The organism is Rhizobium sp. R339 (genome assembly GCF_002211395.1).
Lineage (GTDB): Bacteria > Pseudomonadota > Alphaproteobacteria > Rhizobiales > Rhizobiaceae > Rhizobium.
The window spans coordinates 96,197-116,039 of record NZ_LOKV01000007.1; the positions used below are offsets into that span (position 1 = coordinate 96,197).

Consider the following 19,843-nt stretch of genomic DNA (forward strand, 5'->3'; position numbering starts at 1 on the left):
CTTTCTCTGTGTGTGTCTCGATAAAATTCCCGATTTTGTATTTTCCATATTGTATATTCTTTCGTATATTGCATACTTAAATCACGAACGCCAGACGGAAATGGAGACCATGAACGCACCGCGCCACCTCACCCTTCGCGAGCGGATCTACGAGGAAATCGTTCGGCTCATCGTCTCCGGCGAACTGCCGAGCGGCGTCTCGATCGATGAAAAGGAACTGACGGAACGCCTGCAGGTCAGCCGCACGCCGTTCCGCGAGGCGATCGGCACGCTGGCCAAGGAAGGGCTGATCGAGATCAAGCCCTATCGCGGCTTCTTCGTGCGCAGCTTCACGCCGAAGGAGATCGACGATCTCTACAATCTGCGCAAGACGCTCGAATGTTTCGCCGTCGAGCTCGCCGTCCCTCAGATGAGCGACCGGCATATTTCAGGCTTCGAACGCATCCTGGACGAGGCGGTGGCGGCGCTGCGCCGCGGCGACATGGAGACCTACGGCATTCGCGACAAGGAATTTCACGAGACCATCGCCGAGCTTTCGGGAAGCCTGCCGCTGATCGAGACGCTGGCGCGGCTGGCGCTGCAGATCCAGATCTGCCGCTCGATCGCCAATGAGAGCCGCGACTTGGCCGAAAGGGCGGCCGAGGAGCGCGATCAGATCCTGCAGGCTTTCCGGGCGCGCGACATTGGCCGCGCGAAGGCGCTGATGCACGCGCATATCAGCGACGTCCAGCAGGCGGTCATGGCGCGGTTTCAGAAGGGTTAGCCGAGAACGTGAAGGAGAGGGAGGTCTCCTTTTCAACAGTAAAAACGTGGCCGAGGAGAGGCCCGGAGGAGGGAACAATGTTGAAATTTCCTGTCCGCAGCACGGCACTGGCGGCGATGCTTGCCGCAAGTTCGCTGACGGCACATGCCGAAACCCTGAAGATGTGGGGTCCCGAACAGATCACCGAACCGCTGGTCGCGCAGCTCTGGAACGGCATCAAGGCCGATTTCGAAAAGGCCAATCCCGGCGTGACCGTCGAGTTCATGCCGCCGACCGGAACGATCAGCAACGGCGCGGTGCAGGCGGCGATCCAGTCGGATGCCGGCCCGGATGTGATCCTCACCAATTCAGGCATCGGCCGCATCAGCGTAGTCAAGAACGCCAAGCAGGTGATCCCGCTCACCGAACAATATGAAAAGCGCGGCTGGAAGGACCAGATCTATCCCTGGCTCTACACCGAGCTGAAGGGCCAGTTCGGCGGCGAGATCTATGAGGTTCCCGACGGGCTCGACGCGCTGGGCATCTGGTATCACAAGGATATTTTCGAGCAGGCGGGCTGGAAGATTCCGGCGAGCTGGGGCGAATTCGAAACGCTGATGAAAGCGATCGACGAGACCGGTGTGCACCCGATCGCCATCGGCCCGCGTACGCCGGGCAGCGCCGGCCATCTCTTCGGCAACCTGCTGCAATCGGCAAGCGGCAAGGAGGTGATCGGCAAGGCGCTGCGCCGCGAGATCGCCTGGGACGACCCATCGGTCGCCGCCGGCGCCATCCGGCTGCAGAAGCTCGTCGAGGCGGGCTACATCAAGAAGGAAATGGCGGGTCTCGATCTCGATGGCGCCTCGCGCCTCTGGTTCAACAAACGCGCGGCCATGTTCGTCGCCGGCCCCTGGTTCACCGCCAATGCCCGCAAGGCAGGCTATGACCTCACTAACGCCGGCTATGCGCCCATGCCATCCGACATCAAGGGCGCGGCGATGCCGACCGGCGGCGTCGGCTGGAGCTGGCTGGTGCCCGTCAACTCCAAGCAGCCGGAACTCGCGATGAAATGGATCGACTTCATGTTGTCGGACGCGGTGATGAAGAAACGCGCCCAGGATCCGGCAAGCACGATGATCTATCCGCGCGAAATCCCCGGCATCGAACCTCCGACGCCAGTGCTCAAGGATATCTTCGCGGCCGCGGCCGGCGGCGTCGGCTACAATCCGAGCGTCTATCTGCCGGGCACCGTGCTCGACACCTATTTCCAGGTCATCCAGGGCCTGATCTCCGGCCAGATCCGCGGCGAGGAAGGCATGAAGCAGATCCAGGCCAAAATGGCAGAGGCGAAATAGTGGTCATTCCAGAGACGCCCGGAAGCAAGGTCGTGGCTCCTCTCAGGGATGCACCTGCCGTGGCGGGACCTACGGGCGGCCTGTCCGCCCGTAGGTCCAAACGCCGGACGGCCAGGTCAGCTTCGCCCGACGGCGATGCCGGCACCGCGTTCTGGCTGATGGCGCCGGCGCTCGGCCTCTATGCTGTCTTCACGCTGTTGCCGATCGCTGCCACTTTCTGGCTGAGCTTCAACAGCTCGGCCGGCTTCAACACCTCGGCGAGCTTCGTCGGCCTCGGCAATTATGCCAAGGCGGCGCATGATCCGATCGTCTGGAAGAGCCTGGTCCATACCTTCATTTGGCTCGCCTATCATGTGGTGATGGCGGGCGGTCTCGGCCTGCTGCTGGCGCTCGCCGTCAGCAGGCTGAGGATCACCCAGGTCTTCTTCCGCACCGCGTTCTTTCTGCCGCATCTGGTGTCGCTGGCCGTGGTCGGCGTCATCTGGGCCAATATCTACGATCCGTTTTTCGGGCTCATGAATACGGCGCTGACGCGGATCGGGCTCGGCGCCTTCACGCAGGGCTGGCTTTCCGATCCGGCGCTGGTGCTCTTTTCCGTCAATCTCGCAAGCTCCTGGCAGGGTTTCGGCCTTTACATGCTGCTCTTCATCGCCGGCCTGCAGAATATCGACCGTTCGCTCTACGACGCGGCTGAGGTGGACGGCGCCAACGCATTCCAGAAGCTGATCCATGTAACACTGCCGGGGCTTCGCGAGGTGACGACCTTCGTCGTCTCGCTGGCGATGATCAACGGCCTGAAGGGCTTCGCCACGGTCTTCGTCATGACCAATGGCGGGCCGTTCTATCAGAGCGAGCTGATCACGACCTATATCTACCGGCTTGCCTTCCAGTCCCAGGATCATGGGCTTGCTGCGGTGCTCTGCATCCTGCTCAGCCTGCTCGCGATCGCCATCACCATCGTCTTCAACCGCTGGCGCGCGAGGCTCTCCCAATGAGTGTGCGCAATCGCGAATGGCCGGTGGCGCTGGCGCTGACCCCTGTTCTGATCCTGATCCTCGCCCCCTTCGCCTGGCTGCTGGTCTCAAGTTTCAAGACCGAGGCCGAGATCGGCCAGGCCGATCCCTTCACCTGGCCCGCCGACCTGATGTGGCGGAATTATCTCGACGCCTGGCAGATCGGCGGCTTCGGCGATCTCGTCGGCAACAGCCTCATCAACCTCGCCGGCGTCGTCGCCCTGTCGCTCATCACCTGCGCACCGGCCGGCTATGCGCTTGCCAAGATCCGTTTCCCCGGCCGGGAATGGCTGTTCTATGCCTTCATCCTCGGGCTGACCGTGCCGGTCCAGGCGATCGTCATCCCGCTCTACCAGGTGCTCTTCGGGCTGAACCTCGTCAACACGCTGGCTGGTATCGTGCTGGTGCAGGTCAGCAACGGCATTCCCTTCGGCATCTTCCTGATGCGGAGCTTCTTCATCGGCGTGCCCGACGATTTGATCGAGGCCGCCAAGATCGACGGCGCGTCGCATTTCCAGATCCTCACCAAGGTCTTTCTGCCGATCTCGACGCCCGCCGTGCAGGCACTCGTCATCATCAGCGCGCTCTCCACCTGGAACGATTTCTTCCTGCCGCTGATCGTGCTGATCAGCCCCGAGGTGCAGACGCTGCCGCTCGGGCTGGTTCGTTTCGCCAGCACCTACGCCTCCGATTACCGCCTGGTCTTCTCAGGCACCGTCATTTCGTTCCTGCCGATCATTCTTCTCTACATCCTGATGCAGCGCCGCTTCACCGAGGGGCTGACGCAGGGAGCAATCAAGGGCTGACCATGTCGCATCACGTCCAGCGGGAAATCCGCTACAATTTCGAATTCGATCACCGTATCAAGGCCTGCTTCATCGGCGCCGGCGGCCATGCCTACCGCAATGTCTATCCGGCGCTGCGTTATGCGCCGGTGGAACTTGCCGGCATCTGCGATCTCGATCTCGGCCGCGCCGAGAAATTCGCAAAACTCTTCGGCGCCGGCAAAGCCTATACCGATCATCGCGAGATGCTGGAGCGGGAAAAGCCGGAACTGGTCTTTCTCGTCACCGCCTATCATCCCGACGGCCGTGTCCAGGCGACCGATCTGGCCCTCGACGCGCTGGCAGCAGGCGCCCACGTCTGGATGGAAAAGCCGACAGCGGCAAGCATCGGCGATATCGAAAGGCTGCAGGCGGCAAGTGCGGCGGCCGGCCGCATGGTGATGACCGGGCTCAAGAAGACTTTCTTTCCGACGATCGAGAAACTCAAGGACCTGATCGGCTCGCCCGGCTTCGGCCGGCTGACCTCGATCAATGTCCGCTATCCCCAGAGCCTGCCGAGCCCGGAAGACCGCGCCGACCTCGTCAAGATGCAGAGCTTCCTCGATCATATTTACCATCCAGGAGCGATCCTCAATTTTCTCGGCGGCGAGATCGAGCGCGCAGGCTACGAGTGGGAAGCGCTGACCGGGGCAACCGTCACCAGCCTGCGCTTCCGCTCCGGCGCGATCGGCACGCTGCACCTTGCCGCCGGCCAATCGGGCGGCAGTATCTTCGAGCGGGTCGAAATCATCGGCGAGGGCGCCAACGCCATCGTCGAAAACGGCAGCCGTCTGACCTATTTCCGCAAGGCGGACCTGCCGTCCTATGGCCGCGCCGCAAGCTTCATCCAGCCGGACGAGAATGCCGCGCTCATCTACGAGCCGGAACATTCGCTCGGCCAGCTCTACAACAACAATCTCTTCTATCTCGGCTATGTGGGAGAGATCCTGCACCTGACGGATGCGATCCTTTCCGGCACATCGATCACCCGGGGCACGCTCGAAATCGCCCGCGAGATCATGAAGCTCTTCGAATTCTACCGACGCACGGATGCCGGCGTCACCACCAATCTCTGACGGGGAGGGACCGCCTTGAGCGAGACCGATATTATTTTCAGGAAAGCCGGCGGCGAATTCATGCCGACCACATGGGGAGAACTCAACTGGAAGATCACCGGCGATGGCACGCCCGGCGCCGAGATGACCTTCGGCACCTGCCGCATCAATCCCGGCGAGCGCAACCAGTTGCACTCGCATCCCGATTGCGAGGAGATCCTCTACGTCGTTTCCGGCCTTTGCGAACACAAGCTCGGCGATGCGCTTTACCGGCTCGAAGCCGGCGACGCGATCCGCATTCCCCGCAATGTCCGCCATTGGGCGCGCGCACTCGGCACCGAACCGCTCTTCGCCCTGATCATGTTCTCCTCCGGCACCCGGACGGCGGTCAACCATGAAGGCGAAGGCGCGGCCTGAACACGACAGGGGAGGAACCATCATGGCGTCGATCGCGCTTCACAACATCCGCAAATCCTACGGCACGCTACCTGTCATCCACGGCGTCGACGTGGATATAGACGATGGCGAGTTCATCGTGCTCGTCGGCCCGTCCGGCTGCGGCAAGTCCACGCTGCTGCGGATGATTGCCGGTCTTGAAACGATATCCGAAGGCCGGCTTTCGATCGACGGCCGCATGGTCAACGATCTGCCGTCGAAGGAGCGGGACATTGCCATGGTGTTCCAGAGCTACGCGCTCTATCCGCATCTGACGGTGGCCGAGAATATGGGCTTTTCCCTGAGGCTGCGCGGCACGGCCAAGGACGAGATCGGCAGGCGGGTGCAGTCCGCCGCCAGGATCCTTGCGCTGGAACCTTATCTCGACCGACATCCGCGCCATCTCTCGGGCGGCCAGCGCCAGCGTGTGGCCATGGGCCGCGCCATCGTGCGCGATCCCAAAGTGTTTCTCTTCGACGAGCCGCTTTCCAATCTCGACGCCAAGCTTCGCATCGCCATGCGCGCCGAGATCAAGGAGCTTCACCAGCGGCTGAAGATCACCACGGTCTATGTCACCCACGACCAGACCGAGGCGATGACCATGGCCGACCGCATCGTCGTGATGCGTGACGGCATCGTCGAGCAGATCGGAACGCCGCTTGAGATCTACGACCGCCCGGCGACCACCTTTGTCGCCGGCTTCATCGGCATGCCGGCGATGAACCTGCTCAGGGGCCGCATCCAGGCCGATGCGCCTTCGATCTTCCGAACCGACAGCGGCGTCGCCATGCCGCTGTCGCTGCGCCCCGGCACGGCCGATCCCGGCGAAGAGCTTATATACGGCATCAGGCCGGAACAATTCGCCATCGCCGAGGAGGGGACACCGGCGAAGATCGTCGTCGTCGAACCGACCGGGGCAGAGACACAGGTCGTCGCCCGGATCGGCGAAGAAAACGTCAATATGCTGTTTCGCGAGCGCATCGCGATAAAGCCCGGCGACACCATCCGCTTCACCTTGCGGGCGGCCGGCGAACATCTGTTTTCGGCCGCGACGGGCAGGCGCCTGCCTGAAGCCAACGCCTGAAACCCCTCTTTTCTTGAGCTTTGCCAAGGCTCTGACGATTGCGTGAAACAGCTCTGAGACCTGTGACAAACCCTCGTCGCCTCTGCTATGTCAGGAAAAATGCGGCGGCCCGACCAGGCGCCGTGCTCTATCCGACCAATGCCAGGAGTTTGAAAGATGAGCGGTTCTCCCGATTACGTACCCCCGAAGGTCTGGACCTGGAACAAGGCGAATGGCGGCCAGTTCGCCAACATCAATCGCCCGATCGCAGGGCCGACGCATGAGAAGGAGCTTCCGATCGGCCGTCATCCGCTGCAGCTTTATTCGCTCGGCACACCGAACGGCCAGAAGGTCACGATCATGCTCGAGGAACTGCTGGCGCTCGGCCACAGCGGTGCGGAATACGACGCCTGGCTGATCCGGATCGGCGATGGCGACCAGTTCGGAAGCGATTTCGTCAAGATCAATCCCAACTCGAAGATCCCGGCGCTGATGGACCGCAGCGGCGAAAAGCCGATCCGCGTCTTTGAATCCGGCGCCATCCTCACCTATCTCGCCGAAAAGTTCGGCGCCTTCCTGCCGACCGAACCGGGCGAACGCGCCGAATGCCTGTCTTGGCTGTTCTGGCAGATGGGAAGCGCACCCTATCTCGGCGGCGGCTTCGGCCATTTCTACGCCTATGCGCCGACGAAGATCGAATATGCGATCGACCGCTTCGCCATGGAGGTGAAGCGCCAGCTCGACGTGCTCGATCGCCGCCTGGCCGAAAGCGAGTATCTGGCCGGCAGCCAATATACGATCGCCGACATTGCCGTCTGGCCGTGGTATGGCGGCCTGGTGAAGGGCTGGACCTACGGTGCGGCCGAATTCCTGCAGGTCGAGGACTACAAGAACGTGCGGCGCTGGGCCGATACCATCTACAATAGGCCGGCCGTGCAGCGCGGCCGGATGGTCAACCGCCTCTCCGGCGAGCCTTCGAGCCAGTTGCACGAGCGTCACGACGCCAGCGACTTCGAGACCAAAACGCAGGACAAGCTCGCGGCCGCCGAGTAAAAAAGCGGCCCGTCGCAGCAATAAGTGGAGCTCCGCCGCCTTTACGGCGACGGAGCATTTGCATGCTGCCGGACCTTAGTTCTTCACCGTATCCTCGAGGAAGAACCGGCCGAGCGGGTTCTGGTAGAAATTTTCGATATTCTTGCGCGAGACGTTGATGTAGGGGCTGTAATAAAGGTCGATCCAGTTGACGTCGTCCTTGGCCATCTTCTGCAGATCGACATACATGGCTTCGCGCTTCTTCGGGTCGAGCTCGAGACGGGCCTTGGCGACCAGGTCCTTCACTGCCTCGTTCTTGTAGTTGGTCAGATAGTTATTGTTGGAATCATGGCCGAGGACGAAGGTGGTCTTCTGGTCAGGGTCGAGAATGTCGTTGGTCCAGTAGTTGACCGAAACATCGTAGTCGCCGGCAACCAGCATATCCCATTGCTGGCTCGGATCGACCTTCTGCAGATTGGCGGTGATGCCGGCCTTTTGCAACTGCTGCTGGACCAATACGGCCGTTTGCTCGTCGACTTCATCGCCGGCGCGGACCAGGTAATTCAGCGTCAGGTCGGAGACCCCGGCTGCCGCCAGCATTTCCTTGGCCTTTGCCGGATCATAGGGCCGCTGCAGATTGTCGGCATAATAGTAGAGCGCGCCTTTCGGAATGTAAGAATTGGCGATCGTCCCCTGGCCGAAGGTGATCGTGTCGACAATCGCCTTCTTGTCGATCGCAAGATCCAGCGCCTGGCGGACTTCCTTCTTGCCGAGCGCGCCATGCGCGTGGTTGATCAGCAGATGATCCTCGCGGGTCGAGGCGTCGATGCCGACATTGAGGTTCGGATCCTTCTTCAGTTCCTCGACGCGGGAGAAGGGAACGAAAATCGCCGCATCCAGTTCGCCGGCCTGAACGTTTAGCATCCGGGTGTTGTCGTCGGGCACCGAGATCCACTCGACGCCGTCGAGCTTGACGCGGTCGGCTTCCCAGAAATTCGGGTTCTTCTTGAGGATGACGCGGTCGCCGCGCCGCCATTCGTCGATCACGAAGGCGCCGGATGCGATCGGCTTTTCCGCATAGGCGTCGGCGCCCAGCGACTCCATGCCTTTCTTCGAGATGACCGACGCGTTCGGCAGCGCCAGCGTCGACAGGAACGGCGCGGAGGGGTTCTTCAGCTTGATCGTCAGCGTGTGCGGATCGGTCGCCACCGCCGTGTCGATCACCTTGTAGGAATCGCTCCAGAGCGAGGCGGCATCGTCTCGAATGCGCAACAGGCTGAAAGCCGCATCTTCCGCCGTCAGCGGCGAACCGTCGGAGAATTTCGCATCGCGGATCTTGAGAGTATAGGTCAAACCGTCATCCGACACCGTCCAGCTTTCGGCAAGCCCCGGCTCCAGCTTTGTGCCTGTCTTGTCGACGCGGATCAGCACGTCGTAGACGTTGGAAAACACCCAGTTGTCGATATTCTGCGCGGTCTTGATCGGATCGAATGTCGTCGAATCCTCGCGGCGGCCGATGGTCAGCACGCCGGCGGCCTCGGCATAGCTTGCGCCGAGCGTCAGGCCGGCGAGCAGGGCTGCAAGCCCGATTGATTTCCAGTTGTTCGTCATGAATTCGTTTCCCTTCGTTGTTATGGTATGCGCTTGATTGATACGGATTGCGGATCCTGGCTGCGGCCGGCGCCCTGCAGCAGCGGCTTGTCGGGATCGATGTCGGGGATGGCTGCGATCAACGCCGCGGTATAGGCGTGCTTCGGCCGGGCGAAGACCTCTTCCGAACGGCCTTCCTCGACGATCTCGCCGCGATACATCACCACGACGCGTTCGCAGAGATTGCGCACGATGGCGAGATCATGGGCGATGAACATCAGCGTCAGGTTCATCTTCGCGGTGAGCTGCCGGAAAAGCTCGATGATCTGCGCCTGGATGGTGACGTCGAGCGCCGCCACGCATTCGTCGGCGATGATCAGCTTCGGATCGACGGCGAGCGCGCGGGCAATGCCGGCGCGCTGGCACTGGCCGCCGCTCATGCTGCGCGGCTTGCGGTCGGCGAATTCGCGCTCAAGGCCGACGAGATCGAGCAACTCGCCGATGCGCGCCGGGATCTCGGCCTTGGCGACCTTGCCCTGGACCTTCAATACCTCGGCCAGCATCTGCCCGATCGTCAGCCGCGGGTTGAGCGCGTTGTAGGGATCCTGGAACACCATCGCCGTTTCGCGCCTGAGCTTTGCCAAGCCCGCGCTCCTCTGCTGCGCCAGGTCGATGCCGTCGAAGGTGACGTGGCCGGCGGAAAGCGGCGTCAGCCCGAGCACGGCGCGGGCAAGCGTACTCTTGCCGCTGCCGGATTCGCCGACGATGCCGACGGTTTCGCCCGGCATGATCTTCAGGCTGATGCCGGCAGCGGCACTGATCGTCTTGGCGCCGCCCTTGAACAGTCCGCCGCCCCTGAAGCGCACATGCAGATCGTCGATCTCCAGCAGCGGTCTGGCCGATCCGGCTGTCTCCCCATGAACGCACGGCGGCACGAGCTGCTCGCCTGAAATGGAAGGGTGGCTGTCGATCAGGTTAATCGTATAGGGGTGCTGCGGCCGTGCCAGGATCGTCCGCTTCGGCCCTTCTTCGATGAGCTTGCCATTGCGCAGCACGGCGATGCGGTCGCAGGTCTGCGCAACGATGCCGAGATCGTGAGTGATGAAGATGATCGACAGCCCGCGCCGATCGCGAATGTCGATCAGGAGCCGCAGGATCTGCGCCTGGATGGTCACGTCGAGCGCCGTCGTCGGCTCGTCGGCGATCAGGATCTTCGGATTGCAGGACAGGGCGACGCCGATCATCGCCCGCTGGCGCATGCCGCCGGAAAATTCATGCGGATAACGGTCGTACTGGCGGGCAGGATCGGGAAAGCCGACCTGCGCCAGAATGTCCACCGCCGCGGCGCGGGCCTCGCGAGCGCCAAGGCCCTGGTGGTAGCGAATACCCTCGGCGACCTGGTCGCCGATCCGCATGACCGGATCGAGATGGCTGGTCGGGTTCTGGAAGATCATGCCGATCTCGCCGCCGCGCACTTTCAGCATCTCGCTATCGTCGACCCGCATGAGGTCGCGCCCTTCGAGAAGCACGGAACCGCTCTCGATCTTCAACAGGGAGGAGGGCAGCAAGCGCACCAGCGAGCGGCAGAACAGGCTCTTACCCGAGCCGCTCTCGCCGACGAGACCGAGAATTTCTCCTTTGCCGAGATCGAGGGAGACCGCGTCGAGCAGCGTGCGCGGGCCGGAATCGAGATGCGCCCGGACGGTCAGATCGCGGACGGAAAGCACGGAGCCGCTCATTCATGCACCCCCAGCAATTCGCCGAGAGCATCGCCCAGCATGCTGAAGCCGAAGGCGAGGCAGACGATGGAAAGGCCGGGAAACAGCGTGATCCACCAGGCGGTGGTGATGAAGCTCTGCCCTTCCGCGACCATGACGCCCCATTCGGCGATCGGCGGCTGGACGCCGAGACCGAGATAGCTGACGGCGGCGCCGCTCAGCAGCACCAGCGTCGCATCCGACATCGAAAAGACGATCGAGCCGGCGATCGCGTTCGGCAGCAGGTGCCGGAACATGATGCGCGGGCGGCTGAAGCCGAGACTGACGGCGGCGACCGCGTAATCGCTGCTTTTCAGCACCAGCATCTGCGCGCGGATCAGCCGCGCATAGGAGACCCAGCCGACCAGCGCCATGGCGATATAGAAGCTGCCGAGGCCGGGACCGAGGATCGCGATGATCGACAGCATCAACACCAGGAAGGGGAAGGCGAGGATGATATCGACGAGGCGCATGAACAGCGCATCGACGATGCCGCCGTAAAAGCCGGCTATCGTGCCCACAGTCGTACCGATCAGGAAGGGGAAGGCGACGCCGATGAGAGCCATCTGCAGATCGAGGCGCGCGCCCCAGATGACCCGGGAAAGGATATCACGGCCGAAATTGTCGGTGCCGAAGGGATGCAGCAGCGACGGCGCCTGCAGGCGCACCGCGGCATTCTGCATGATCGAATCGTAGGGCGCGATGATGGGCGCGCCGATCGCCAGCAAGACGAAGAACAAGAGCATGCCGGCGCCGACGGCAAACATCAGCCGCCGGCCGAAGAACCGGTGCCAGCCGTGGGATGCGGGAGCGGTCGCCTCGATGCTCATAGCTTCACCCTCGGATCGACGGCGACGGTAACGATGTCGGCGATGAAGTTGATGAGCACGGTGGCGCAGGCAAAGACCATGGCGACGCCCTGCACCACCATGTAGTCGCGCGAGAAGATCGCCCTGACGAGCAGCTGCCCCATGCCGGGCAGCGCGAAGACGCTCTCGACCACCACCGTGCCGCCGATCAGCCAGCCGATGTTGACGGCAAGCAGGTTGATCGTCGGCACCAGCGAATTCGGCAGCACGTGGCGCCAGAAAACGATACCTTCGGGCATGCCGCGGGCGCGCGCCGCCGTCGCGATATCCGATTTCAGCGCCTCGATCATCGCCGCGCGCAGGCTGCGCGTCAGCACGGTCGAGAGCGACAGCGCCACCGTCAGGCTCGGCAGCACCAGATGCGAAAGCTTGTCGCCGATCGTCGCGCCGTAACCGGAAACCGGCAGCATGCCGAGTTCGACGCTGAAGAGGATGATCAGCATCAGCCCCAGCCAGAAGGGCGGGAAGCCGATGCCGAAGGTCGAGACGATGCGCACCGCATGATCGGGCGCCCGGCCGGCATTGCGCGCGGCGATCGCCGCCATCGGCACGGCAATCAGCACCGACAATATGACGCTGGAAACGACCAGCGCGAGCGTCGGCTCGATGCGGGTTGCGATCAGCTTCAGCACGTCGATCTTGTAGAGGATCGATTTGCCCATCTCGCCATTGGCGAGGTTCTTGAGGAAATAGACATATTGCAGCCACATCGGCTGATCCAGGCCGTATTGAGCGCGGATACTGGCGAGCGCTGCCGGCGTCGCCCGCGTGCCGAGGATGTTGCGCGCGGGATCGCCGGGAATGAGCCGGACAAGGATGAAGGTGATGACGCTGATGCCGAAAATGACCGGCAGGAACTGCAGCGGTCGCGTCAGAACGAATTTATAGCGATGCATGGCGGCGATCGCCCCTCTGTCTTCGTCGGGTTGGAGCCGCTTCCATTTGCATCAGGCTGCCTTGTGCCGGGCTAGAAAATCGAAAAGCGCCGGATAATAATCTTGCGGGTGTTCATAGAATGGCATGTGGCTGGCATTGGCAAATACCTTCAATTCGGCATTCGGCAATGCGAGCTTCATCCTCAGCGCGCAGGCCGGCGTCAGCTCGTCATGCTCGCCCGTGGTGATCAGCACCGGCAGCGTCAGCCGCGGCAGATCGGGGATGCGGTTCCAGTCCTTGAGGTTGCCGATATAGAGAAACTCGTTCGGGCCCTGCATGGTCGCGTAGGGCGCCATGTTCCAGTCGTCGAGCGAGCGGCGCACCGGCGCCGGCCATTCGGACAGGCGGCAGACATGGCGATAGTTGAGGATGGTGATGGCGGCGAGATATTCCGGATGATCGTAGGTGCCCGCAGCCTCATGCTTCTGCATCATCGACACGGTCTCGGGGCCGAGTGCGGCCCGCAGCCGCTCCAGCTCCGAGATCAGATGCGGCATGTCAGCGACGGTATCTTCGAGGATCAATGTCTTGAGGTTCTCGGGATAGGTCAGCGCGTATTCGATCGCGAGCCACCCGCCCCAGGAGTGGCCGAGCAGGTGAACCTTGCCGAGCCCCAGCGCCTTGCGTACGGTCTCGGTCTCCTCGACATAACGGCCGATCGTCCAGAGCGAGAGATCGTCCGGCCGATCGGAGGCACCGGTGCCAAGCTGATCGAAGGCGACGACACGATAACCCTGGTCGATCAGGCAGGAATGCGCCTCGCGCAGGTAATCGCAGGGCAGGCCGGGACCGCCGTTCAGGCAAAAAACCGTCTCGCTGCCGGACCCGAAACTATAGGCAATAACGCGATAGCCATCGACATCGATGTCGAAACGGTCGTCCGGCTGTATTTCACGCCACATTGATTGCTCCAGCAGAAGATTTCGCTTGCTCAATATTTGGGCATGGTTAAATTTTTACCGGAAATCGCGTCCCGTGCCAGCTATAAGAAGTGATAGGGTAGGGCGCATCCGAACCGGGGAACTGCCCATGCTTGACGACATCGGAACGATCAGACGGCAGTTTACAGCGCATGAAACGCTGGACGGCCGGATCGATCAGGCCTTCGAGGCGATGAAGCGGTTGGGCTTCGAGGCCCTGATCTATGACTATACGCCGGTGCCCTACGATCTCGACGGCGCGATCATGATACCCTCGCTGCTGAAACTCCGGAACATCGCCGACGACATGCACGACTATTGGTTCGGCCGCGGTTATTTCCGCATCGATCCGGTCCAGCAGGTGGCGCTGCGCAGCAGCGCGCCCTTCTTCTGGAATTACGATCCGAATGCCGACACGCTGATCAACCGCTTCATGAGCGACGACACCGCGCCAGTGACGCGCTATCTCCGCGAACGCGACATGTCGACCGGCGTCACCGTGCCGGTCCATATGCCGGGCGGCGACTATGCGACCGTCACCGGCATCCGCTTCGGCGAAGACAGCGATTTCGAACGGCATGCGCTGCGTTATATCGCCGACTTCAACCTGCTCGCCCAGGTCTTCCACGAGACGGCCTATTCGCTTTTTGACAGGAAGGCGCGCAGCGTCGGCACCATCCATCTGACCGAGCGGGAACGCGAATGCCTGCGTCATTCGGCGGAGGGTTATTCCGCCAAGGAAATCTCGCGCATCATCGGCCGTTCCGTGCCGACCGTGGTGATGCATCTCAATGCCGCAGCCAAGAAACTCGGCGCCCGCAACCGCACCCAGGCCGTCGTGCGCGCCACCCATTACCGCCTGCTCGAGGAGCCTGGCCGAAGCTAGAGCGGTTCCCGGGCCCACCCTATAAGTTGTGATAGCTGCCTTCGCCGCTGCCGCCGCATTATGGTTTCCAAACGCCCAAGAGATGGAGACGCCGGTGGCCGAAATCGCAACGAGTGAAGCCTATCTGCCCTTTCGCGACTATCGCACCTGGTATCGCGTCACCGGATCGCTTGACAGAGGCAAGCTGCCGCTCGTCGTCGCCCATGGAGGGCCCGGCTGCACGCATGATTATGTCGATTCCTTCAAGGACATCGCCGCCCTCGACGGCCGTCCCGTCATCCACTACGACCAGCTCGGCAACGGTAGTTCCACCCGTCTTCCCGACAAAGGCCCGGATTTCTGGACCGTCGGCCTCTTCCTCGAAGAGCTGGATGCGCTGCTTGCCCATCTCGGCATCCAGGATCGTTATGCCTTCCTCGGCCAGTCCTGGGGCGGCATGCTCGGCGCCGAACATGCGGTGCGCCGGCCGCCAGGCCTGAAGGCGCTTGTCATAGCCAACTCGCCGGCCAACATGCACACCTGGGTTTCGGAAGCGAACCGGCTGAGAAAGGAGCTGCCGCAGGAGGTGCAGGACACGCTGCTGAAACATGAGCAGGCGGGAAGCCTCACCGATCCGGACTATATCGCGGCCTCCCGCGTCTTCTATGATCGCCATGTCTGCCGCGTGGTGCCGTGGCCGCCCGAAGTGGCGCGGACCTTCACGATCATGGACGAGGACAATACCGTCTACCGCAACATGAACGGCCCCACCGAATTCCACGTCATCGGCACGATGAAGGACTGGACGATCGAAGACCGGCTCGACCGCATCGAAGCCCCGACGCTGCTGATCTCCGGCAAATACGACGAGGCGACGCCGCTGGTGGTGAGGCCCTATCTCGAACGCGTTACCGGCTGCGAATGGGTGCTCTTCGAAAATTCCAGCCACATGCCGCATGTCGAGGAAAAGCAGCTCTGCCTGGCGACGGTCTCCCGTTTCCTGTCACGGCACGATTGACGAAGCGTCGGATGCGCGGAAGCTCTATTGACGCACCAGCCACTTCTTTGCAACGCGGCAAACCATGGTATAGGCCGGATCGAAGACGTTGCCGACATCGTAGCGCACCACCTGACCCAGCAGATGGCTGGCCGCCGTCCTGTCCAGGCCGTAATCCGATGCCAGCCAGCTCAACATTTCGCTGGTGGCGTGCTGAAGGGCCTGGTCGAGAGGGCGGGCGTTGCCGACGGTGAAGATGTCTTCGGCGGTTTCCCCGCGCGGCCAGACCAGCGCGGCCTTCTTTTCCACCGTCAGCCGCACCGTGACCTCGAATGTCGTTTCGACGCCGGTTCCCACGATCTCGCCATCGCCTTGCACTGCATGGCAGTCGCCCAGGAAGAACAGGGCGCCGGGAGCCGAAATCGGGAAGCGGACCGTGGTGCCGGGACCAAACAGGCGGTAATCCATGTTGCCGCCATATTCGCCGCTGGTCGCGGTCGAAATCGCCTGGCCGAGGCTCGGCGCCACGCCGAAGCAGCCGATCATCGGGGCGAGAGGCAGCAGCAGATTTTCAAGACCGCCGACCGGCTCGGAAAGCCTGACCGTCAATGCCTCGCGGTCGATGGCCCAGATAGCGATATCGCGCGACGGCAGGTCGCGGACCGTCTCGGGGTCGATCACATTGGCGGCGACGACGCTGCGGGTAAAACCCGTATCCCTGGTCGGCACCATGCTGATGATTTCGACCTTCAGCGCATCTCCGGGCTCGGCGCCTTCCACGAAGATCGGTCCGTTCATCGGGTTGGGACCGGACGTCCGCCAGACGCCGTCCTTGTCATAGCCGATGGCGTCGAGCGTCTGCGTAACGACGGTATCGCCGTCCGCAATAGTGAGAGCCGGCGGAAGTGAACCGATGACATTATGAAAGGTCGTCGGAATGAAGCGGTGAGTGGTCATGAAAATACGGCTTTCGCTCGTTAGGTGTCATGAGCCTGGGGCTGATTGCCCAGTGTTGAAGACTAGATCAGAGAACGGCCGGGATGCCAATATCTGGCGAAGCAGCTTCGCATACGATCATGAAGCCCCTTGACATATGCCACTGAGTAGCAATCCTGAAAGGAAAGGAGATCATATCATGAGCGTGAAATCATCGATCTCGTTGACCGAGCAACAGGATGCGTTTGCTCGATCGCTTGTCGAGAACGGGCGGTATTCGAGCCTGAGTTCGGTTCTGCAGCAGGGCCTGGAGCTTCTCAGGCAAAAAACCGAAACCGAGGCTGCGGAGACGGAAGCCATTCGGGAACTGATCCAGCGGCGGTTGAACGGACCGACGCTGTCGGACGAGGCCATGGCGGAGTTCGTCGACGATATGATCGAGCGGAAGCGGCGCGCTCTTGGTGTGGAAAATTGAATATTCCCGCGAAGCGGAGCGGGATTTCGAATTTATATTCGACCATCTCTTTGCCGCCTACAGCGATCTCGGCGATAGCGCCGAAGAGGCCCTGGAGCGGGCGGCGGGCCGGGTTCGCGATCTGCGTTCATCGATCCGGCGGCTCACCGAAACACCCCACATCGGAACATTGCGATCCGAGATTTATCCGGGCATCCGCTTCCTGCGGCGAGGCAAGGCGGCAATTTGGTTTCTGCCGGCGGCGGATCGCCAGACGATTATCGTTGCCGCCATCTTTTTCGGCGCTCAGGATCATATCCGCCACATGATGAGGCGACTGCTCGAAAGCTAGGAATGGCGATATCACCGGGTCGGTCGTAGCAGCCTTCGGAGGAGGGGCCTCATTGATGAAGGCGGAAGCCGTGCCGGCAGAGGCGTTCACCATGCCCGAGGTTCAGAGACGATTGCCCGTTTGGCACGCGATGTCGGACCTGTTCCTCGACACTGAACTGCAACCAGGGGACTATCGTCGGATTGCCAAGGTGCTCACCGCGTCGGCCCATTCCCGCGCAGAACTCCGATCCATATTGGAGAACGAGGTAACGCCCGCATTTGCGTCAAATCTCTGGGCCGTCGCCGGCGAATGGACCGTTTGGACCGAGAGCGATGTTCGGGCGATTATGCTCCAATCTCAATCCAGACGAGATGTTTGGGTCATCTCCTGGCTGAAGCGGCTGATGCACCGGCGCTTCATCAAGCAGGAATGGAAGAAAATCGAGGAGTTTTTCGAAAAGGGATGACGAGGCGGCCGGCCGCCGGTTGTCAGTGCGTTACGACGCGACCCGGTTGCGGCGCTCCTTTTCTCCGTATAGAGATTTTGATCGGCGATCTCCAGAATCTCTTTGGGGGATTTGCCGGCGACGCCGATGCTGATCGTCACGCGCAGGCCGTTGCAGATCTCCGACCAGTCCCATTGTTCGACGGCCAGGCGCAGTCTTTCGCAGACATCGGAAGCCCCTCGGGGAGGCCCCGCGAAGAGGACCACGAACTCCTCGCCGACCTCGCCGTGGTCGACCGACCGGCGAAGTTATCTGGTCGGCTCAGCACAGCGATCAGACTTCAGGACAACCGCGGATATTGGCGAATCTGATGAGCTCCGGTCTTCCGCTTCGGGTAAAGCCCTGGACCGTTACGCTGCGAGGTGTTTCCCGCACCACCCGGGGCCGGCGAAGACCTGCATCGCGGGCATTGTCCAATGCATCGCGAACATCGCATCCGCGACGCGGGCGGCGGTCAAAGTCCCGATCCCGATAGTAATCGCGTTCACGCACGTCGACGCCGCCGGGTCCGATCCGCAACTCCACCTGCGCCTGCGCCGGAAACGGAATTGCCAAGCAGCCGAGAACTGACGACAACAGAGCTGCTTTCATGAACTTCTTCATTTGCTTTCTCCCTTGATATTCAGGGAAACTAGAGTCCTCGCCGTTGGTTCCGGGTGATTTCCAGATCGGGTTATCCGGCAATCCCGGTCCGACCTTCGTGCCCGGTCGGAATAGCTTCAGCTTTTGTTCCAGTTCCGCTATGCAATGTTATACCATGACATGGTAGATTTTATTTCCAAGTGGGACATGCCAGAAAAAAGCAATGGCTTCCCTTTGGAGATTTTGGAATGTCCCGATGCTATTTGCAACTGACCCTCGCCGATCGCCGTCGCCTGCACCAGCTTGTCGAACGCAAGGTGCCGGTCAATGAGATGGCGCGCCAGCTCGGTCGGCACCGCTCGACGATCTATCGCGAGATCAGGCGCAATACATCCATGATCGTGAGCTTCCTGAATATAGCGGCTACTTCTCGACGGTTGCCAACAAGGCGCTGCAACGCAGTTTCCGCCCGAGCTATGGAGCGCCCAAACTGCTTTCCGCATGAACAGAACCTTCTCTTCCCGAATTCATCGGGAGGGGAAAGTCCTGTTGGGAATTAAAAGGAGCTCTCATGGAACGACACGTTGCCGAAGCCCACATCACCGTTCCCTGTATGCAGGACGTTGCCGAAAACTTTTGTGTTAGGATTCGCACTTTCTGCCGATCTATCACCTCCGTGGGGGCCGACAGGTTTCATAGATTTCGGCGATGGATACGCACTCCTAAGAGCAACTGACAACAGGTTACTCTGCCGGGTCTGTGCTGAAGACCGCGTCACCTTCTATGGAATCAGCGCCCTATCGCAGGGAAGCCTATTACTGATCACTCCAGCACTTGAGGTTGGCATACAATGGTTTCCAGCAGATGGCTCCCCGCCTAGCGAGATCTGTGAACGCCTCATGTACCTTGCGAGACGAAAACGTGATAGCCGTTTGCCTTCGCTATCAAGCGTTAACGGTGGGCACCTTGCCAAATGTTTGCCATCCCGACTATTTTAGCGTCATGAGCACCATGAACATCTCGCTACCGGACAATCTGAAACACTTCGTTGACCAGCAGGTCGCGGGGCGGGGCTATGGCACCAGCAGCGAATATGTGCGCGAACTGATCCGTCGCGATAGAGATCGGCAGCATTTGCGCGGTCTCCTGCTCGAGGGCGCCTCATCCGAAGCGACTGAGGCAGTTGATGCCAGCTATTTCGACAGCTTGCGCGACCGCGCCTTGGGACAAAGCGCCAAGTGATCGTAAGGCCTATCGTTCCTCGTCGGTCGGCTCGCAAGGACGTCGAGATTGCCGTTAGTTACTACACGCGCGAGGCCGGCGCCCAAATCGCGTTGAGCTTCATCGATGCACTGCAATCGACGTATACTTTGCTTGCGGAGCATCCCGCGTCGGGTTCATTGCGCTACGCCTATGAACTCGGCTTGCCCGGCCTGCGAAGCATGGCGCTAAAAGTATCCGTATATCGTCTTCTATCTCGAACAAACCGATCACGTCGACGTATGGCGTGTCCTGCACGCGAAGCAGGATATACCGGTTTGGCTGCAAGACCCGGAAGCACCCAGCGCGTAACGGCGCC

At 61.4% G+C, this 19,843-nt stretch carries 21 protein-coding genes and 3 pseudogenes; 16 read left to right on the forward strand and 8 right to left on the reverse strand.

Features of this window, described 5'->3' with window-relative positions; translation table 11 throughout:
* Positions 1 to 109: 109 nt before the first annotated feature.
* From ATY76_RS11140 to yghU, 8 genes are all read left to right on the forward strand, one after another.
* Entirely contained in the window at positions 110 to 763 is a 654-nt protein-coding gene (locus ATY76_RS11140) for a GntR family transcriptional regulator (protein WP_049731592.1), read from the forward strand.
* 77 nt (positions 764 to 840) lie between these two features.
* Positions 841 to 2,097 (forward strand): extracellular solute-binding protein, encoded by a 1,257-nt coding sequence (locus ATY76_RS11145; RefSeq protein ID WP_088674826.1) that lies wholly within the window; start codon positions 841 to 843, stop codon positions 2,095 to 2,097.
* Positions 2,098 to 2,156: 59 nt separating this feature from the next.
* Positions 2,157 to 3,092 (forward strand): sugar ABC transporter permease, encoded by a 936-nt coding sequence (locus tag ATY76_RS11150; RefSeq protein ID WP_088674897.1) that lies wholly within the window; start codon positions 2,157 to 2,159, stop codon positions 3,090 to 3,092.
* A complete protein-coding gene (locus ATY76_RS11155; protein ID WP_088674827.1) occupies positions 3,089 to 3,916 on the forward strand; it encodes a carbohydrate ABC transporter permease in 828 nt (275 codons plus the stop codon). Before ATY76_RS11150 ends, ATY76_RS11155 begins: the two co-directional genes overlap by 4 nt.
* Positions 3,917 to 3,918: 2 nt before the next feature.
* Positions 3,919 to 5,010 carry a Gfo/Idh/MocA family oxidoreductase gene (locus ATY76_RS11160; protein ID WP_088674828.1) on the forward strand — a complete coding sequence of 364 codons (1,092 nt, stop codon included), beginning with the start codon at positions 3,919 to 3,921 and terminating at the stop codon, positions 5,008 to 5,010.
* A gap of 15 nt (positions 5,011 to 5,025) precedes the next feature.
* Positions 5,026 to 5,406 carry a cupin domain-containing protein gene (locus ATY76_RS11165; RefSeq protein ID WP_049731596.1) on the forward strand — a complete coding sequence of 127 codons (381 nt, stop codon included), beginning with the start codon at positions 5,026 to 5,028 and terminating at the stop codon, positions 5,404 to 5,406.
* 22 nt (positions 5,407 to 5,428) lie between these two features.
* Positions 5,429 to 6,508: a sn-glycerol-3-phosphate ABC transporter ATP-binding protein UgpC gene (gene ugpC / locus ATY76_RS11170; RefSeq protein ID WP_088674829.1), complete on the forward strand. Its 1,080-nt coding sequence runs from the start codon at positions 5,429 to 5,431 to the stop codon at positions 6,506 to 6,508.
* 156 nt (positions 6,509 to 6,664) lie between these two features.
* The gene (gene yghU / locus ATY76_RS11175) at positions 6,665 to 7,540 is read left to right on the forward strand and encodes a glutathione-dependent disulfide-bond oxidoreductase (protein ID WP_088674830.1); all 876 of its coding nucleotides are present in this window, start codon (positions 6,665 to 6,667) and stop codon (positions 7,538 to 7,540) included.
* 75 nt (positions 7,541 to 7,615) lie between these two features.
* Here yghU and ATY76_RS11180 read toward each other — a convergent pair whose 3' ends face one another.
* From ATY76_RS11180 to ATY76_RS11200, 5 genes are read right to left on the reverse strand one after another with little or no spacing between them, the layout of a single operon-like run.
* On the reverse strand, positions 7,616 to 9,130 hold the full coding sequence (locus tag ATY76_RS11180; protein ID WP_088674831.1) for an ABC transporter substrate-binding protein: 1,515 nt from the start codon (positions 9,128 to 9,130) through the stop codon (positions 7,616 to 7,618).
* Between the two features lie 20 nt (positions 9,131 to 9,150).
* Positions 9,151 to 10,848, reverse strand: a complete 1,698-nt coding sequence (locus ATY76_RS11185; RefSeq protein ID WP_088674832.1) for an ABC transporter ATP-binding protein — start codon at positions 10,846 to 10,848, stop codon at positions 9,151 to 9,153.
* Positions 10,845 to 11,696, reverse strand: a complete 852-nt coding sequence (locus ATY76_RS11190) for an ABC transporter permease (RefSeq protein WP_088674833.1) — start codon at positions 11,694 to 11,696, stop codon at positions 10,845 to 10,847. Before ATY76_RS11190 ends, ATY76_RS11185 begins: the two co-directional genes overlap by 4 nt.
* Positions 11,693 to 12,631: an ABC transporter permease gene (locus ATY76_RS11195; protein ID WP_088674834.1), complete on the reverse strand. Its 939-nt coding sequence runs from the start codon at positions 12,629 to 12,631 to the stop codon at positions 11,693 to 11,695. The genes ATY76_RS11190 and ATY76_RS11195 overlap by 4 nt, the downstream gene beginning before the upstream one ends.
* Before the next feature lie 51 nt (positions 12,632 to 12,682).
* Complete coding sequence (locus tag ATY76_RS11200; protein WP_088674835.1) at positions 12,683 to 13,573, reverse strand: proline iminopeptidase-family hydrolase; 891 nt, start codon at positions 13,571 to 13,573, stop codon at positions 12,683 to 12,685.
* Positions 13,574 to 13,700: 127 nt separating this feature from the next.
* On the opposite strand from ATY76_RS11200, the gene ATY76_RS11205 reads away from it, so the two are divergent.
* A complete protein-coding gene (locus ATY76_RS11205) occupies positions 13,701 to 14,477 on the forward strand; it encodes a LuxR family transcriptional regulator (protein ID WP_088674836.1) in 777 nt (258 codons plus the stop codon).
* A gap of 94 nt (positions 14,478 to 14,571) precedes the next feature.
* Entirely contained in the window at positions 14,572 to 15,474 is a 903-nt protein-coding gene (locus tag ATY76_RS11210) for a proline iminopeptidase-family hydrolase (protein WP_088674837.1), read from the forward strand.
* A gap of 24 nt (positions 15,475 to 15,498) precedes the next feature.
* Here the strand turns inward: ATY76_RS11210 and ATY76_RS11215 are convergent, their stop codons facing one another.
* Positions 15,499 to 16,410 (reverse strand): acetamidase/formamidase family protein, encoded by a 912-nt coding sequence (locus tag ATY76_RS11215; RefSeq protein WP_088674838.1) that lies wholly within the window; start codon positions 16,408 to 16,410, stop codon positions 15,499 to 15,501.
* Between the two features lie 178 nt (positions 16,411 to 16,588).
* Here ATY76_RS11215 and ATY76_RS11220 point away from each other — a divergent pair, with 178 nt between their 5' ends.
* From ATY76_RS11220 to ATY76_RS33165, 3 genes are read left to right on the forward strand one after another with little or no spacing between them, the layout of a single operon-like run.
* Complete coding sequence (locus tag ATY76_RS11220; RefSeq protein ID WP_088674839.1) at positions 16,589 to 16,864, forward strand: type II toxin-antitoxin system ParD family antitoxin; 276 nt, start codon at positions 16,589 to 16,591, stop codon at positions 16,862 to 16,864.
* Positions 16,851 to 17,195, forward strand: a complete 345-nt coding sequence (locus ATY76_RS11225; protein ID WP_088674840.1) for a type II toxin-antitoxin system RelE/ParE family toxin — start codon at positions 16,851 to 16,853, stop codon at positions 17,193 to 17,195. The genes ATY76_RS11220 and ATY76_RS11225 overlap by 14 nt, the downstream gene beginning before the upstream one ends.
* Before the next feature lie 55 nt (positions 17,196 to 17,250).
* Complete coding sequence (locus tag ATY76_RS33165) at positions 17,251 to 17,643, forward strand: hypothetical protein (protein ID WP_141105004.1); 393 nt, start codon at positions 17,251 to 17,253, stop codon at positions 17,641 to 17,643.
* A 56-nt stretch (positions 17,644 to 17,699) separates the two neighbouring features.
* Here the strand turns inward: ATY76_RS33165 and ATY76_RS34510 are convergent.
* Both ATY76_RS34510 and ATY76_RS11235 read right to left on the reverse strand, forming a co-directional pair.
* Positions 17,700 to 17,924, reverse strand: a pseudogene (locus ATY76_RS34510) (hypothetical protein); the annotation flags it as partial.
* A 31-nt stretch (positions 17,925 to 17,955) separates the two neighbouring features.
* Positions 17,956 to 18,285, reverse strand: coding sequence for a hypothetical protein (locus ATY76_RS11235; RefSeq protein WP_088674841.1), 330 nt, complete (start codon positions 18,283 to 18,285; stop codon positions 17,956 to 17,958).
* Positions 18,286 to 18,512: 227 nt separating this feature from the next.
* Here ATY76_RS11235 and ATY76_RS11240 point away from each other — a divergent pair.
* The 3 genes and pseudogenes from ATY76_RS11240 to ATY76_RS11250 all read left to right on the forward strand — a co-directional run.
* Positions 18,513 to 18,766 (forward strand): annotated as a pseudogene (locus tag ATY76_RS11240) (helix-turn-helix domain-containing protein); the annotation flags it as partial.
* A gap of 500 nt (positions 18,767 to 19,266) precedes the next feature.
* Complete coding sequence (locus ATY76_RS11245) at positions 19,267 to 19,506, forward strand: type II toxin-antitoxin system ParD family antitoxin (protein ID WP_088674842.1); 240 nt, start codon at positions 19,267 to 19,269, stop codon at positions 19,504 to 19,506.
* A pseudogene (locus ATY76_RS11250) lies at positions 19,503 to 19,836 on the forward strand (type II toxin-antitoxin system RelE/ParE family toxin). The gene ATY76_RS11245 and the pseudogene ATY76_RS11250 overlap by 4 nt, the downstream one beginning before the upstream one ends.
* The last annotated feature ends 7 nt before the right edge of the window (positions 19,837 to 19,843 follow it).

Bases quoted from the DNA above. Each gene is read 5' to 3' on its own strand.
- ATY76_RS11200 (WP_088674835.1), bottom strand. From the start codon at position 13,573: ATGTGGCGTGAAATACAGCCGGACGACCGTTTCGACATCGATGTCGAT.
- ATY76_RS11180 (WP_088674831.1), bottom strand. From the start codon at position 9,130: ATGACGAACAACTGGAAATCAATCGGGCTTGCAGCCCTGCTCGCCGGC.
- ATY76_RS11245 (WP_088674842.1), top strand. From the start codon at position 19,267: ATGAGCACCATGAACATCTCGCTACCGGACAATCTGAAACACTTCGTT.
- ATY76_RS11145 (WP_088674826.1), top strand. From the start codon at position 841: ATGTTGAAATTTCCTGTCCGCAGCACGGCACTGGCGGCGATGCTTGCC.
- ATY76_RS11140 (WP_049731592.1), top strand. From the start codon at position 110: ATGAACGCACCGCGCCACCTCACCCTTCGCGAGCGGATCTACGAGGAA.
- ATY76_RS11185 (WP_088674832.1), bottom strand. From the start codon at position 10,848: ATGAGCGGCTCCGTGCTTTCCGTCCGCGATCTGACCGTCCGGGCGCAT.
- ATY76_RS11155 (WP_088674827.1), top strand. From the start codon at position 3,089: ATGAGTGTGCGCAATCGCGAATGGCCGGTGGCGCTGGCGCTGACCCCT.
- ugpC (WP_088674829.1), top strand. From the start codon at position 5,429: ATGGCGTCGATCGCGCTTCACAACATCCGCAAATCCTACGGCACGCTA.
- ATY76_RS11205 (WP_088674836.1), top strand. From the start codon at position 13,701: ATGCTTGACGACATCGGAACGATCAGACGGCAGTTTACAGCGCATGAA.
- ATY76_RS33165 (WP_141105004.1), top strand. From the start codon at position 17,251: ATGAAGGCGGAAGCCGTGCCGGCAGAGGCGTTCACCATGCCCGAGGTT.
- ATY76_RS11215 (WP_088674838.1), bottom strand. From the start codon at position 16,410: ATGACCACTCACCGCTTCATTCCGACGACCTTTCATAATGTCATCGGT.
- ATY76_RS11160 (WP_088674828.1), top strand. From the start codon at position 3,919: ATGTCGCATCACGTCCAGCGGGAAATCCGCTACAATTTCGAATTCGAT.
- ATY76_RS11220 (WP_088674839.1), top strand. From the start codon at position 16,589: ATGAGCGTGAAATCATCGATCTCGTTGACCGAGCAACAGGATGCGTTT.
- ATY76_RS11235 (WP_088674841.1), bottom strand. From the start codon at position 18,285: ATGAAGAAGTTCATGAAAGCAGCTCTGTTGTCGTCAGTTCTCGGCTGC.
- ATY76_RS11190 (WP_088674833.1), bottom strand. From the start codon at position 11,696: ATGAGCATCGAGGCGACCGCTCCCGCATCCCACGGCTGGCACCGGTTC.
- ATY76_RS11195 (WP_088674834.1), bottom strand. From the start codon at position 12,631: ATGCATCGCTATAAATTCGTTCTGACGCGACCGCTGCAGTTCCTGCCG.
- yghU (WP_088674830.1), top strand. From the start codon at position 6,665: ATGAGCGGTTCTCCCGATTACGTACCCCCGAAGGTCTGGACCTGGAAC.